This is a genomic window from Natronomonas aquatica (genome assembly GCF_024449025.1).
In the GTDB taxonomy this organism is placed as follows: Archaea; Halobacteriota; Halobacteria; order Halobacteriales; family Haloarculaceae; genus Natronomonas; species Natronomonas aquatica.
Window position 1 is genome coordinate 19,747 of record NZ_JAHLKM010000027.1, and the last position, 13,968, is coordinate 33,714.

The window sequence follows — 13,968 nt, forward strand, 5'->3', positions numbered from 1 at the left end:
CCGATGGACGAACCCAACGTCAACACCCTCTGGGGCCGGATCGTCGCCGACGAACTCGCGAAGGCGGGCGTCGAAACCGCGGTGATGGCGCCGGGGAGCCGGTCGACGCCGCTGACGGTCGCGTTCGCTACTCACTCCGGAATCGACGCGGTCTCACTGCTCGACGAGCGCTCGGCGGCGTTCTTTTCGCTCGGGTACGCAAAGCGAACCGGCCGGCCGGCCCCGCTGGTCTGTACCTCCGGGACGGCGCTTTCGAACTTCCATCCGGCTGTCGTCGAGGCCGATGCCGCCCGTGTGCCGATGGTGCTTTTGACCGCCGATCGACCCCCCGAACTGGCCGACAGCGGCGCCAACCAGACGATCGATCAGGAGAAGTTCTACGGGGATTTCGTCCGTCAGTACCGGAAACTCCCCGAGCCCGAGGCGGCCGACCGGAAGCTCCGATCCCTCCGGACGGCCCTCTCGCGGGCTGTCGGGGTCGCGGGCGGGCCCGATGCCGGCCCGGTTCACCTCGACGTGCCGTTCCGGAAGCCGCTCGAGCCGAACGCCGACCCGGCCGGGCGTCCCGAGGGTGTCCCGGCCGGCCGGCTTCCGGACGGATTCGAAACGCCCAAACGCCCGGCGACGGACGGACGGGACGGGCCGTTCGTCTCGACGATGCGTGGACGGGCGCGACTCTCGGAGGCGGATCGACGCTCGATCGTCGGGGCGATCGAGGCCGCCAACCGGGGAATCATCGTCTGTGGCCCCTCGGATCGGCCGGTCCCGGCCCCCGACGCGCTGTCCGCGTTCGCGCGAGCGAGCGGCTTTGCGGTCCTCGCCGATCCCCTTTCGGGCCACCGGTTCGGGCCACACGTCGAGGGGCTGACCGTCTGTGGGGGCTACGGCAGCTATCTCCCGGCGATCGAGGCGACGCCGGACGTCGTCGTCAGGTTCGGCGCGTCGCCGACCTCGAAGGTACTCCGGAACTACCTCCGGGACGCCGGCTGCCGGCAGTTCCTCGTCGATCCGGCGGGCGGGTGGCGGGAGGCGACGTTCACCGCGACGGACCTCGTCGTCGCCGACGAGACGCGGTTCGCTTCGGACCTCGCGGGCGCGCTCGACCGTGAAGCCGGAGACTACGCCGCCCGACTCGCCGATGTTGAATCAGCCTACTGGGACCGCATCGACGGCGAGGAACCGATCGAAGGTGCCGTCCTCGCCGAGGCCGTCAGGCTCGCGCCCGATCCGGCGACCGTCTTCGTCTCGAACTCGATGTCCGTCCGGGACCTCGATCGGTTCGGTCGCCCTCGATCGGCGTCGCTTTCGGTCCTCGGGAACCGCGGCGCCTCGGGCATCGACGGGATCACCTCGAGCGCGCTCGGAGCCGGATACGGGACGACCGATCCGCTCGTTATCCTCACCGGCGATCTGGCGTACTACCACGACATGAACGGCCTGCTTTCGGTCGCTCGCGCCGACGTCGACGCGACGATCGTCTGTCTCAACAACGACGGTGGCGGGATCTTCCATCTGCTACCGATCGAGGACCACGACAGCTTCGAGCGGTGGTTCCGGACACCGCACGGGCTCGATTTCGAACACTCGGCTGAACTGTACGAGCTGGCGTTCGCCAGAACGGACGACCGCGCCGAGTTCCGTGACCTCTACACCGAGGCGGTCGGACGTGACGATACCCGGATTATCGAAGTGAGGGTCGATGCCGAAAAAAACCACAACGACCGCAGACGCCTCGAACGGACGGTTATCGACCGTCTGGCTAAGTGACCGCTTCGGAATGACTGTCGGGCGATCGAACGTTTCGTCTCCGTCTCCACCGGCGGTGACCGGAGACGGAGGCTTTTATACCGTGCCGGCTTTCAACCCGGATACTGATGGTTCGGGCCCCCGGACACGCAGGAGCGTTGCTTTTTGTGGGCCTACTGTGCTGTTCGCTTCTCGTCGGGGGGATCGGGGCTGCAAGCGGGACACAGCGTGCCGACACACAACAGCCGGCATCTTCCGGCGACGGGTTCGGGGATCTCGAAACAGGGACCTTCGAGGCGGATCGGACGGTGTTCGTTATTACGGTCCGCGACAACGGAAGCGCGAGGTGGCGTTTCAGGTACGAACAGCGGCTGGAAAACGACACCGATATCGAGGATTTCGAAACGTACGCCGAGCGGTTCAACGAAAACGACACAGAGAGCTTTCGGAACTTTCGGGAACGTGCGCTGACGCTCGTCGACTCCGGAAGCGAAACGACCGGCCGGGAGATGTCCGCCGGCGGCTTCCGTCGGAACGCCCGGATCGAGGAACGGCCCCCGGCCGGCAGCGAGTTCGGCGTCGTCGAGATGTCGTTCGTCTGGGACGGGTTCGCCACGGTCGAGAGAGAAACCGTCGTCGTGGGTGATGTCTTCGTCGGCGGTCTCTACGTCGGCCCCGACCAACAGCTCCGGTTCGATCGAGGGCCGAACCTCCAGTTCGAATCAACCGCCCCGGAGCCGGATACCACCGCGGCGGGGACGCTACCGGAGAGCGAGACGATCACCTGGATCGGAGAGGCATCGTTCGCCGACAGACAGCCACGGGTCGTCTTCGTCGAGCGGGATTCCGGGACCGCCCCCGGGGGAACGGACACCGACGGCGATACCGACACTGACACTGACTCGACGCCGGACACCGACACGGCGACGGAGAACTCCGCCGGATCGATCGGCTCCATCGTTCCTCTCGTGGTCGTCGGTGCCGTGATCCTTCTCGGGGTTGGTGCGGTGTTCGTCTACCGGGCTGGCTTGCTCGCGACGGGGACGATCGAAGCCGACGGCTCGTCCCCGAACGACACGTCGGCCGATCCGAGTACGGAGGCCACACCGACGACAGCGATGAACGACGCCGACACGGAGACGATGGCGGAGCAAAACGATGGTTCGACCCCCGGGGCGCCCCAGCCGATCGCGGACGAAGAGTTCCTCTCGGACGAAGAGCAGGTTGTTGCGCTCTTGGAATCCCGGGGAGGCCGGATGAAACAGGTCGAAATCGTCGACCGGACGGACTGGTCGAAATCGAAAGTCTCGATGCTGCTGTCCGATATGGAGTCCGAGGGGACCGTTTCGAAACTCCGTGTCGGACGGGAGAACATCGTCTCGCTTGCCGGACACGAACCCGACGCGGCTGGATCACCGTTCGACGACGAGTGATCGGCTCGCCACCATCGGGGATGCCAAACCGGCCCACAGCGGTGGTGAAACGCAACCGTTATACGTTCATCTCAGGTATGTCGGAACGCGAGTAACGCTCCGTTGGTGTAGTCCGGCCAATCATCTTGCCCTCTCACGGCAAGGACCAGGGTTCGAATCCCTGACGGAGCACTCCTTTCCTTTCGCCGTCCGGTGGTTTTGACCAGTGAATAATGGGTATATCCACCAATGTCATTGGGCAATCCGACTCAAGCGGCGTATCGAACCCCGCGCCCTCTTGCGATTCGCATGAAATTAAGGGCAAGTAGATTCAGACGGGAAAATCGACTGCCTTCTTGCGATTCCCGAAAGAGGGGGAACAAGCAACCGGGTATCAACCGAGGTGACAGGCAATGAAGAACTCGAAAGAGGCAATCAACCCCCTTGAGGGCATTTCTATTGTGCCCGAACCGTCCGAGAAACTGCTCAACGAACGACAGATCGTTGACTACCGGACTGAACGGGAACAGTGTCTCGAATGGTTACTGACGTTCGGCAAAGATCCGAGTAGCGCTGATGGGTATGCGCACTCGACGGTCAGAAATCGCGCCAGCCGTATGGACCAGTTCTATCGGTTCGTCTGGGAACAAGAAGACCGGTATACCTCATCGATTACGACCGATCATGCGGACGCATATCTGAATTACCTCGCTCGCCAAGAGAAATCAAACGGGCACAAATCCGCCTGTCGGAAGGCAGTAATGATGCTGTATAAATGGCGGTCACACCGCCGTGGCGGTGATGAGTGGACACCGCAAATCACGTTCACGCGGTCAAGCCAATCGACCACTCCTCGTGACTACCTGACGCGAGAAGAACGTGCCAAGATCCGAGACGCTGCGCTGGAATATGGGAGTGTACCTAACTTTGATAACGTGTATGGTGATCGTCGTGAGCGGTGGAAAGCTTACCTTGCACAGCGATTTGAGAAACCAAAATCCGACATATCACGGGAAGACTGGGAGCGGGCGAACAGCTGGAAAATCCCGACGCTCGTCTGGACCAGCCTCGATGCAGGGCTCCGGCCTATCGAAGTTGAACGTGCAACTGTTTCGTGGGTGGATGTAGAGAATAGTGTACTCCGGATTCCTCATGAAGAAAGCTCGAAGAATGAAGAAAACTGGATCGTCAGTCTTCAGGACCGAACCGCAGAAATGCTTGAGCACTGGTTATCACAGCGGCAGACGAATGAGAAGTACGACGACACGGATGCGTTGTGGCTCACGCGTGAAGGAAATTCATATGGATCCAGCGCACTCCGTTATGTCCTGCAGAAGCTATGCGATATTGCGGGAATTTCAACGGAAAACCGGACGATGAGCTGGTACGCGATTCGGCATTCCACAGGAACCTATATGACTCGTGAAGAGGATCTCGCTGCCGCACAGACACAGCTACGGCATCTCAGTCCGGAGACGACAATGAAATATGACCAGACCCCCCCGGATACGCGCAGAAATGCACTTCAGAAGATCGATTAATCACGATGAACTAGACGGTTCCTCATTTGAGAGAAGTTGACGACTTATTTCGGCTCTATTCCCTGTCGTGTCCTTTAGATGTGCGTTGACATGGAACCCACTATCTGTCGAGGTAATTGCGTCTTCAGGGACAGTTTCTTTTGCTTGTCCGAATTTTGTTTGGATGTCAACGTCAGCGTACGGCTCGTATTCTGGATTGTTCGCCGCTCGCTCAGCCTTTGACCGACTTTTATTCAACGTCTCGCGTCGCTCTTCAGCCGCGGAATTCCCATATGTCGACACCGTCGTCTCGTACGTATTGTGCCGCAACTGATCGTTGGTCTGATTTAGCGAACCGTCCGATTCCATGTGCTGACCAATAGAGTGTCGAAGACTGTACCATCGTACCGGTCTGTCCTCATACGGGACTTCAGCTTCGTCACACAGCTTGCGGACGAGTCTACAGAGACTCCCGGACTGGTATGGGTTACCTTCTCGGTTCAGCCACAGTCTATTGGCTCCATCATATTTCTCTAGATGCCGTCGTTCACGGATCCAGTAGCTCATGGCTTCATCCGAATCATCAGACAAGGATATAATCTCTTTCTCACGCTCTTTCGACGCCGCTTCTGTGGGTATCTCCAAAACCTGCCTTTCAGGCTTGTACCAACTCACTTTGGCTCGGCCGACCTCAATCGGCGTGAGGCCCGCATCGTATCCCACTGAAACAAGCGACCATATTTTCGCACTTTGATCCGCCTTCCGCCAATCCTCACGATTCACAGCCTCTTTCGGTTTACTGAGCCGTTGGGCGACAAGGCCATTAATCCGGTCGCGTTCTTCAGACGACGTTTCATAGTATGACGGGAGCTTTCCGTATGATTGTGCTACTTCTAATATTCGACCAACCTCTTCGTAGGTAAATTCAGCTGCACTTGTATGATTTCCATCGGAGAATTTGATGCCTGGCTGCCATTCAAATTCTAGATCGTTAGTGTAGTACCGCCACTCAAAGTACTTTTTCAGTGCGTCCGATAACTTGCGTTTGCTATCATATAGTTCACCGTTTTGCTTGGTGATTGTATCCTTCGCAAGAAGCAGTAGCAACTCATCAGCTTGATCAGGACCGATTGTAACTTCATTTTCTATGTCTAGTAGTGAGATAGCATGACGGTGAAGTTGATCTAACCGGCTTATGTAGTTTGACGCGGTCCGGTCTGCCAGCTCGTCCTCTTTGACATGGTTTTTACCTCGCTCTCGCATCCACTCATAGAATGACTGGTACTCGTCATCTATCTGGACGTGACTGTCGCCAGCTAGTTCGGCAAGGTGTTCGCTAATCTGTTGTAGTTCGGTGCTGTTGTCGTCCGTACAGGTATCCTCTACCATACTCTACACCCGGTACTATCTACTCCGCTTAAATGGTTAGGCTTATACAGCACGGGCCAACGGATTACTGACTCTGAGTAGATGAAATGAAATCGGGATTTGAGGTGACAGAATCAGAGAAAAACTATCAGGGAGCTACCGTATTAGAACGGTGGTCTCTTTCCGGCTACGCCGGTGAGATCAGGATGGCTCCACTTGATCCGGCCGTTCGTCCCGGCTTGGGGGCAGCGTAGCCGCTGGCTTCAGCAGTGTGATGGCTTCTTGAACCAGGAAGGTATCGGAGTTCATTAGCAAAGGTTCGGAGAGGTGCTACACACGAGAATTATCAGAAATCTATTATAGTTGATGTGGCTTTGGAACGACGCTTCTCTCATAGTATGGATATTTATTTATTTTATTATACTGAATATATCTAACCTTTTTTCAATTTCTTCTCATACAATTCTGATGCTATTTATAACGAGCGGCGCTGTACAGCGGTTTCATACTTTGCATATGCTATTTATAACATCGGCGCGATTTCTGTTGTCTGGCGGTTTTTGGTTTTTCGTATGCTATTTATAACGAAGGGATTCTCATCTTTTATCAATATTTTGTTAGGTGATCTTACTATCCATAGTTGCGGGTTAATTGAGTGTGATCGTAATTGTTAGTGAAATTCCACTCCCGTCTATGAATTTCCGGGGATTCGTACTGTTTTTCTGGTAAAACGGGGGACGTTTGCTTGCTTGCGGTTTTTATGAATTCGTATTGAATTTATAACGAGGGTTAGTACCCGTTACCCTCGTCACCGCGATCATTCTATGATTCTGCAAATTAGACCGAATTCCGCACCGGTTCCCTGTGGCGATTTTATGTGTTCTATATTGAATTTATTGTGAATTTATAGAATTCGCCTGTTCCAGCACCTACTCCGCTAAAATCTCTTGATGTTGCTAAGGGCTTTAGCAACACTAAGGATATATCAAATACCGTAACCCCCGTCTCAAAACAACTCTATCACTCCCGTGATTTTCCGTAGTTGTGTGTACCTATTGGTGGCTTAGAGGCATTCAACCTCAGAGCCGGTTGTCTCTCCCGCCGACGGGCGGCCCACATTCAAGCGCTATGTGGGATCCGGCTTGTGTATCTTCTCCTCACTTTTGTTAGGTGAAACTGCTACCGCGTTGACGCGGGTGTCGTTGGGGTTATCGTCGTGGGGTACTGCACCCGCTGTAAGAGGTGTACAGCAGAGCTGCCTTTCTGGGCGAGCCACAACGCGCGGTAGGAGTAACCGCGCTGTTTGGCTGGCACGTGTGGACTGCAGTCACCCTGTCGGGGTAGCTTGTTCCCTCACTCCAATAAGCCATCATACCAAGTTACTGCAGCAGTCAGCTACTGGCTGTACTGGCTTCAAGAATCAACTGTTCATAGCGGCGTCCAATCAGTCGTGTAGCTATCGGGACTGTAGTCCCTACACTACTATCCGGTCACTAATGCGGATTCGTACTATTATTGATCGGCCAGAGTTATGGCGAAATTACCTGCCGGATGTCAAGCCATGTGATCTGACCACTCCCGCGATCTAAACACGACCGTGCGGCATCATCTATGATCTGTGCCAACTCAGCTGCACTCATTCCTTGGGTCCAGCCAGCAATCTGTTCAAGATGGTCTTCGGAGAGGCTGTTCGGTCGGTCAGCCAGTTGTACGCGGAGAATCTCTTTTCGGGCTCTTTGATCTGGTAATCCGATGTGTGCCTTCTTGTCTATCCGACCCGACCGGATTCCTGCTTCGTCTAGTGATTCCAGTCGATTAGTCGCGCCGATGAAGATGATATTGTGGTCTGACGCTGTTTCCAGATGGTTGAGAAATTCGTTGACGACTTTATTGTCTTCTTCGTGGGCGGTCTGATTGCCGCGCCGTTTTAAGACTGAATCTAATTCGTCTAGAAATACGACTGCACCGCCCTCTTCTGCGGCAACCTGCCTTGCCTCGTCGAATAGCGTCCGTACTTTTTGTGCCGATTCGTTGATCCATTTACTCTGGACATCGGACCCACTTAATTCGACAAATGGAAATGCGAGTTCTGACGCAAGTGCTTGCGCGAGATATGTCTTGCCAGTCCCGGGTGGGCCGTGGAAGATGATATTTGATGGAGAGATGTCGAGTTGCTTGGCCTGCTCTCTGTGGGTCGTCAGTGGTTTGATAACATCTCGACGGAGCTCCTGTTTGACATCGGTGAAGCCACCTACATCGTCGAAGGATACGTCTGTCTCTGTCTCCCACCGATATTGCAGCTCCGGTGAATCCAATGACATCGGACTTGATCCTCTACTGTCTCCTGGTTCGGAGTCGTCTCCGTCGCTGGTCCGCGTCGTTGACTGCTGGTTCGATGCCGATTGTGTCTCACGGTGAACGGGGTCCGGTGTTAGTTGTTGTCGGGTCGATTGGTCGTATGAATCAGACCATTGCATTGTCTTTTCTCGGACTACTTCGGGATCAATCGACTGGGTATCTTGGGTCGAGGTGGTGGGTGTATCGAAGCTATACCAAGCATAACCAATCACAACAATCGCTCCTACAGCAAGTAGAATACCACTGGAGATGATCGCTCCAATCGCAAGGGTAATAGTTCCAATAAGTCCAGCCGTCGCTATCGGAAACTTAGCGAATATCATTATGTGAATCACTCACCGGTTGTTATCCAAGGTAGGAGCGTCAGTTCATCGGGCTCTACAACATAGTTTTCATCTGATCCAGGGTATCTGCGCGGTTCACGGTCTGTTACTGTTTCTTGATCCGCATATCCATGCAACCGTACACGCACACTTTCCGCTCCCCACCCAATAATGTGAGCGAGGATATAGAGATCCGCGCCTAACGTCTTATGTGGTTGAACGAGGAGATCTGGTCGATCCATAGCTGTTGTTGCGGTTCCCTTGACATCGATTGATTGGTCCCATAGATCGAGATCGATCCCGTCGTCGCCAGATCGGTATGCCTGCGTGTCAATATTGGATGAGTAGGCTTCTCCAACTGCCATTTCACAGATGATCCCGATCAAATGACTCATACGCGAGTCTGAGGAATACACGTCACCGCCATCAATACGTTCGTATGAGTGATTACGATCGTATGATAAAGCAGCCGCTCTTCGGATCTGATGCTTATCTAATTCAACGACCGGAAGCGATTCAACTGAAACGTCTGTTGGCGAAACCGTGCCGAGGGATTTTTCTCGGGTGGACTGTTTTTGTTTCATGCTGTTTCACCTTTCTCGGGTGGACAGCCCTGGTCGCGTGTGCCACCACGCGGCCCCTCTAGCCGTGATGCCGTTGGGGCAAGGGCTACCTGTGCATAGGTGCTGTACTTAGTAGTAGATTTGTATTTCTAACCGGATAGTGTGAACATCGTTTAAGACTACGTAAGGTTATCATCCTGTGACGATGGAAGATATTCCACAGCCCTCTTCAGAACCATACGCGTCTGGCGACCGGGTTCGAGTTTACGTCTCTTCTGATGACCCTGATTCGCAGCATCACGACCTCACAGTAGAAATAATAGACGTACTCCGAGATGATTTAAATTCAGAGACCGGACGGGATCTTGACGCGTACTACTATTCAGTACGCGATATTGAGACCGAAGAAATTCTTCCGGTACAGTTTCGTCATCACGACTTAATACCTGAAAGCTAACACTCAGAAAGTCACAATATCTACTTATATCGTTTCCCAGACTTCCGGGACTTGGCTAATATCATCAATCGGGACAACTCGGTACCCCATTCGCTTGAGGCGATTTCTCTTTTGCTCGTCGTCTTTTTTCACGTAATCTTTCTTATGGACAGGTCCATCGACGAACACCGCTATCGGCGTCCCTTCCCGGTGGTAGAAGAAGTCCGGCTTAGCAACCGGCTCATCGCCATCGTAGATGGTATGTTGTGCTTCATCCGGGAGTTCGAAGCCCCCATCTCGAATCGCATGAAGTACTTCCCGCTCAAAGCTGGAATCGCAGGCGTTCAGTAATTCTTCGAATTCGCTTTCATCTTCAGTCTCGTCAGAAACTTCGCTCAAGCCAGCAATTTCCATAGTCTCCAGCCAGCCATTGACTAATGTTCTGTCGAACAGTTCGTGCTCTCGCTGGTTGTAGAAGGACATCAGACACTCGTAACACGCCCGCTCACAGCCTTCGTCATCTGGAGCTCCATGAAGGACTGTCTGAGCTTCTCGAACAACGCCCCGGAACCGTGCTTCATCCATTAACGAGTGAAGCATCCCAGCACCACCTTCGCTCGTTTCGTAGATAACGATTGTTTTGAAGCCATGTTCCCCAATAGACGGTTTCACGAACGTATCAATCTCCTCTTCATCCAGATCAAAGGCAACGAGAATACCTTGATATAGAGCTTCTTTGAGCGTGTGGAAGAACTCATCGGCTTGCTCTGGTTCGACATCTGACGGAAGGGGTGTCGTCAGCGTCATCGTATCGTGCTGTCCCTCTGAAAAGAGCTCTATGTCCTGCTTGATGGCCTCTTCAGACGCATTTGCGTAGCAATCGGGATCATCTTCGTCGACGTGATTTTCGATTTGATCCTCGCTCGTCAGCCATCTGTTGCACTCCATACAGAGCGCGAAGCCGTGGAAATCTTCATCGGCATCCCGGAGTCCGCTGTTGACGATAACGATGTTCGCGCTTCCTTCGTAGGTGATGCGCGCATTGAGGACATCACCTTCGAGATCGTATATTTGTGGATCAGATCGTTCGTAGTAACTATTGATCTCGTATCCCTGCCGCCGACGCTCTTCCTCATCACTAGTAATGTACTCCTCAGGCTGAGCGTGTTGATCAGGAAACTCCATCGCGTTTGGATTCGGATGCGTCCCGTCGAATGGAGTCTCACATGAGGGGCACGCAGCGGCCTCTTGTGCGTCTTCTCCCATCAGGATGGCCTCACACTCGGGACAAACACGCATCTGTCGTGTGACCGGCTCAGCGTCTTCTGTCTGTGGGCGAGCATACCGTATTGCAAATCGCTCACCAGCGTAGTATACGTGGTTTCCTGGGGCGAATTCGTTTATTGCTCGCGTCTGATCGCGCTGAATGTCGTCTTCGCGGGACGTAAATGTCAGTGTCGTGCTGTCCCGGGGGAACCCGTAATTCGGCAGGAAACCTTGGGATCGCAGATATTGGTAGGTGTAGAAGCGCTTGTTGCCCGAGCGCATATCGTCGAGACGCTCTTCGATTGCATTGCGCTCGATGCGATCTTGATACGATCCACCTTCGGTACCTAGTAGTTGATTCAGTCGACGCAGTTCACGGTACAGACGGCTATACTCCCGTCGCCAGGGATCAAACGCCGCATCGAGGTTAACCACGAAATTACTCACCTGTCGCTCAATGAAGTCGTCGGTGAACCACTCCGCAACTTCATCATCGTCGCGCTCCCGGACGAACGCCTGTTTCACGGCCTGAACGATTTCATCTTGGTTATTGTCGACAGCAGTCTCTAGATCGCCCCGGAAGTCAGGCATAATTTCGTAGTTGTTCTCTTCCGGTTCGATCACCAGCATCTGCTGCGGCTCACTCGGGAACTTCAGAGCAATATGTTCCAGCACAAGCGCGTTTATGTGAGACTCAATCAAATCCTGGTTGTTCAGCAGGAACGTCGGTGGGCTGATTTCCCCGGCGATGATCCGCTCTGGATTTCGGTAGAAGTACTGATCGTGAGATCCACGTCCAAACCCACGCCCACAAAATGTCGTTACGAGCGATGGCTGATTCTGACGACCCGCCCGTCCGGAGCGCTGAGCATAGTTACTGGGATTCGGCGGGACGTTTCGCATATACACATTCGAAAGATCACCGATGTCGATCCCGAGCTCCATCGTCGGTGTCGAGACGATCGTGTTCACTTTCTCGCCTTCCCGGAAATCCGACTCCAGCTGTTTTCGCTTCTCGTTTTCAACCTGTCCGCTGTGCTCGCCGGCGATAATGTCTACCGCGTCATCGAACGACTCTGTGTAGAGATTATGGAAGTAGGACGTTTCGAGGTCTGTTTCTTCGGGAGTGATTGAATCACAACTGTAGTTCAGACACACATCGAGTTCTTCGCGGGTGGTCGGCGTGCCACATTTCGGGCAGATCCGAACGTCATCCGGATCGGCGTGTGTCACGCGAATCGCGCTGTGACTCAGCATATAGACTTTCCCCGTGTACTGGAGCGATTCCTGTGTCAGGAGCTTGAGTATCTCATCGTCACTAATGGTGTCAACGACACTGTTGATGATTTCCGTAGCAGTCTCAACATCGACATCGAGTGCACGGGCAGTCCATCGAACATGCCGAGAGCGGGGATGGGTGAGACGCCGAACGCGATGTCGCCCACTCGTGCTTGCGGTGTCGCTATACCCAACTGGGAAATTGAAGAATTCCTGTCCGTGGAAGTGCACCTCGTCGTCTAGTTGGTTGATGACGTTGCGTTTGAAATCCGCGAAATTCATCGTACTCTCGTGGTCAATGGCGATACTCCGCCGAAACATGTCCAAGAAGCCATTAAGATACTCTTCGCGGATCTTCGAACTGGTATCTGAAAGGACCGGAGTTGATTCCCACACTTCCTCGTCATCGGCTAGTCGATCAAGATTTTCGTACTTGATGTCGATTAGTCCGACATCTTCGAGGCTTTGTTGGGTTCGCTGTTGCTCACGACCTAGTTCGAGGATGACGTTGAATAGGAGATATTCACTGTAATTAATTCGATCCTCTGCAGAGGGGCCATACCGACCGCCGTCTAATGCTGGCGGAAGTGCGTCTTCCTCTTCAAGCAGATCGAATACTTCGTTACCGAGCTCAGTGAGTGTGACATCTTCTTCTCGTTCAAGCGTGTGATAGAGGGAACGTCGGAACCGAACGCGCTGGTAGAGATTGTTAAGGTGCGCTGCTTGTAGAGCAGTATCCTGCCGATTGTCTGAAAAGGCGATCGTCTTCTGTTGATCCTCGGGCAGGTTCCGCATCGTATTCCCGATGAGAACGTCGGTCGCGGTTGACCGCCCCACCGTTCCGAACGTGAATAGCTTGTTGAACTCGTTTTTAACCCGTCGCGTGTAGTGAACGCCGCAGTTCGGACAGAAAAGGAACGGTTCGTTCACGCGCATAACTTCGACCCCCTGAGCGGCGAAGCATCCACAGTCGAGTTGTCCCTGTTCAATGTGTCCTGGCGTCAGTTGGTCACACTCGGGACAGTAGGTCGCTGGGCGCGGTTCTGCTTCGCTGTATGTATCGCTAAGTTGGTCGTTATCATTCACCCACTCGTTTGGGAGTGGAGCCGTTTCAGGATCCCACTGACCCCGCATAAGATACGCATCCTCTTCGTCTTCGTCTGTATCAACGAGGGTACTCAGAGCACCCTGCGAAACCTGATTCTCGCCGTCGATTACGACCGTGTAGTACTCCTGTCCGCAGCCTCGGCAGAACGACAGCGGGTACGCAGCCCGCGTACGGTCGTGTTCTTGTGCACAGGTTCGACACTCGATGTCGCCTGCGTCACTTAGATGCGGGACTTCATCGTCGAACGCCTCGTCCGTGAGGCAGGAGACGAGCCCACTACCCTGACTAAAGAACGAGTGCAGCTTCGGGATGAATATTGGTTGCTGTTCACCCTGGATCTCGGTCGTACCTACAGTCCCGACCAACAGAGCAGCCTGTAGCTCACGCTCGATGGCTTCGCGGTCAGCGTTCGGACGGTACTGCTCTTGGTACCGGGTTACAAGATCATCTTCATCGTCTTCGTCACCGGCAAAAATCTGCTGACTCTGTGAACTCAGCTCCTCATCCAAGAATTTGGTCGTGTCGCAAAGCGGTCTAGAGTTTGCCTCTGGTGCTCTCAATTGAGAGGTCACAGTTCATTGCTGTTTTGG

The 13,968-nt window shown here is 54.3% G+C and carries 8 protein-coding genes and 1 tRNA gene; 5 read left to right on the top strand and 4 right to left on the bottom strand.

Annotation, left to right across the window (positions count from 1 at the left end; all coding sequences use genetic code 11):
• Window positions 1–3: 3 nt before the first annotated feature.
• The 4 genes from menD to KM295_RS13885 all read left to right on the top strand — a co-directional run bounded on the left by menD (window position 4) and on the right by KM295_RS13885 (window position 4,699).
• The gene (gene menD / locus KM295_RS13870) at window positions 4–1,767 is read left to right on the top strand and encodes a 2-succinyl-5-enolpyruvyl-6-hydroxy-3-cyclohexene-1-carboxylic-acid synthase (protein ID WP_256030566.1); all 1,764 of its coding nucleotides are present in this window, start codon (window positions 4–6) and stop codon (window positions 1,765–1,767) included.
• A 107-nt stretch (window positions 1,768–1,874) separates the two neighbouring features.
• Window positions 1,875–3,179, top strand: a complete 1,305-nt coding sequence (locus KM295_RS13875) for a helix-turn-helix transcriptional regulator (protein ID WP_256030567.1) — start codon at window positions 1,875–1,877, stop codon at window positions 3,177–3,179.
• Window positions 3,180–3,275: 96 nt separating this feature from the next.
• A tRNA-Glu gene (locus KM295_RS13880) sits at window positions 3,276–3,350 on the top strand.
• A gap of 221 nt (window positions 3,351–3,571) precedes the next feature.
• The gene (locus tag KM295_RS13885; RefSeq protein WP_256030568.1) at window positions 3,572–4,699 is read left to right on the top strand and encodes a tyrosine-type recombinase/integrase; all 1,128 of its coding nucleotides are present in this window, start codon (window positions 3,572–3,574) and stop codon (window positions 4,697–4,699) included.
• On the opposite strand, the gene KM295_RS13890 is transcribed toward KM295_RS13885, so the two are convergent.
• From KM295_RS13890 to KM295_RS13900, 3 genes are all read right to left on the bottom strand, one after another.
• Window positions 4,700–6,067, bottom strand: a complete 1,368-nt coding sequence (locus KM295_RS13890) for a tyrosine-type recombinase/integrase (protein WP_256030569.1) — start codon at window positions 6,065–6,067, stop codon at window positions 4,700–4,702. It abuts the gene before it with no gap.
• A gap of 1,508 nt (window positions 6,068–7,575) precedes the next feature.
• Window positions 7,576–8,727, bottom strand: coding sequence for an ATP-binding protein (locus KM295_RS13895; RefSeq protein WP_256030570.1), 1,152 nt, complete (start codon window positions 8,725–8,727; stop codon window positions 7,576–7,578).
• Window positions 8,728–8,735: 8 nt separating this feature from the next.
• Window positions 8,736–9,311, bottom strand: a complete 576-nt coding sequence (locus KM295_RS13900) for a hypothetical protein (protein WP_256030571.1) — start codon at window positions 9,309–9,311, stop codon at window positions 8,736–8,738.
• A gap of 184 nt (window positions 9,312–9,495) precedes the next feature.
• Here KM295_RS13900 and KM295_RS13905 point away from each other — a divergent pair, with 184 nt between their 5' ends.
• Window positions 9,496–9,747 carry a DUF8139 family protein gene (locus KM295_RS13905; RefSeq protein WP_256030572.1) on the top strand — a complete coding sequence of 84 codons (252 nt, stop codon included), beginning with the start codon at window positions 9,496–9,498 and terminating at the stop codon, window positions 9,745–9,747.
• A 24-nt stretch (window positions 9,748–9,771) separates the two neighbouring features.
• Here the strand turns inward: KM295_RS13905 and KM295_RS13910 are convergent, their stop codons facing one another.
• Window positions 9,772–13,887 (bottom strand): helicase-related protein, encoded by a 4,116-nt coding sequence (locus tag KM295_RS13910; protein WP_256030573.1) that lies wholly within the window; start codon window positions 13,885–13,887, stop codon window positions 9,772–9,774.
• Between the last annotated feature and the right edge of the window lie 81 nt (window positions 13,888–13,968).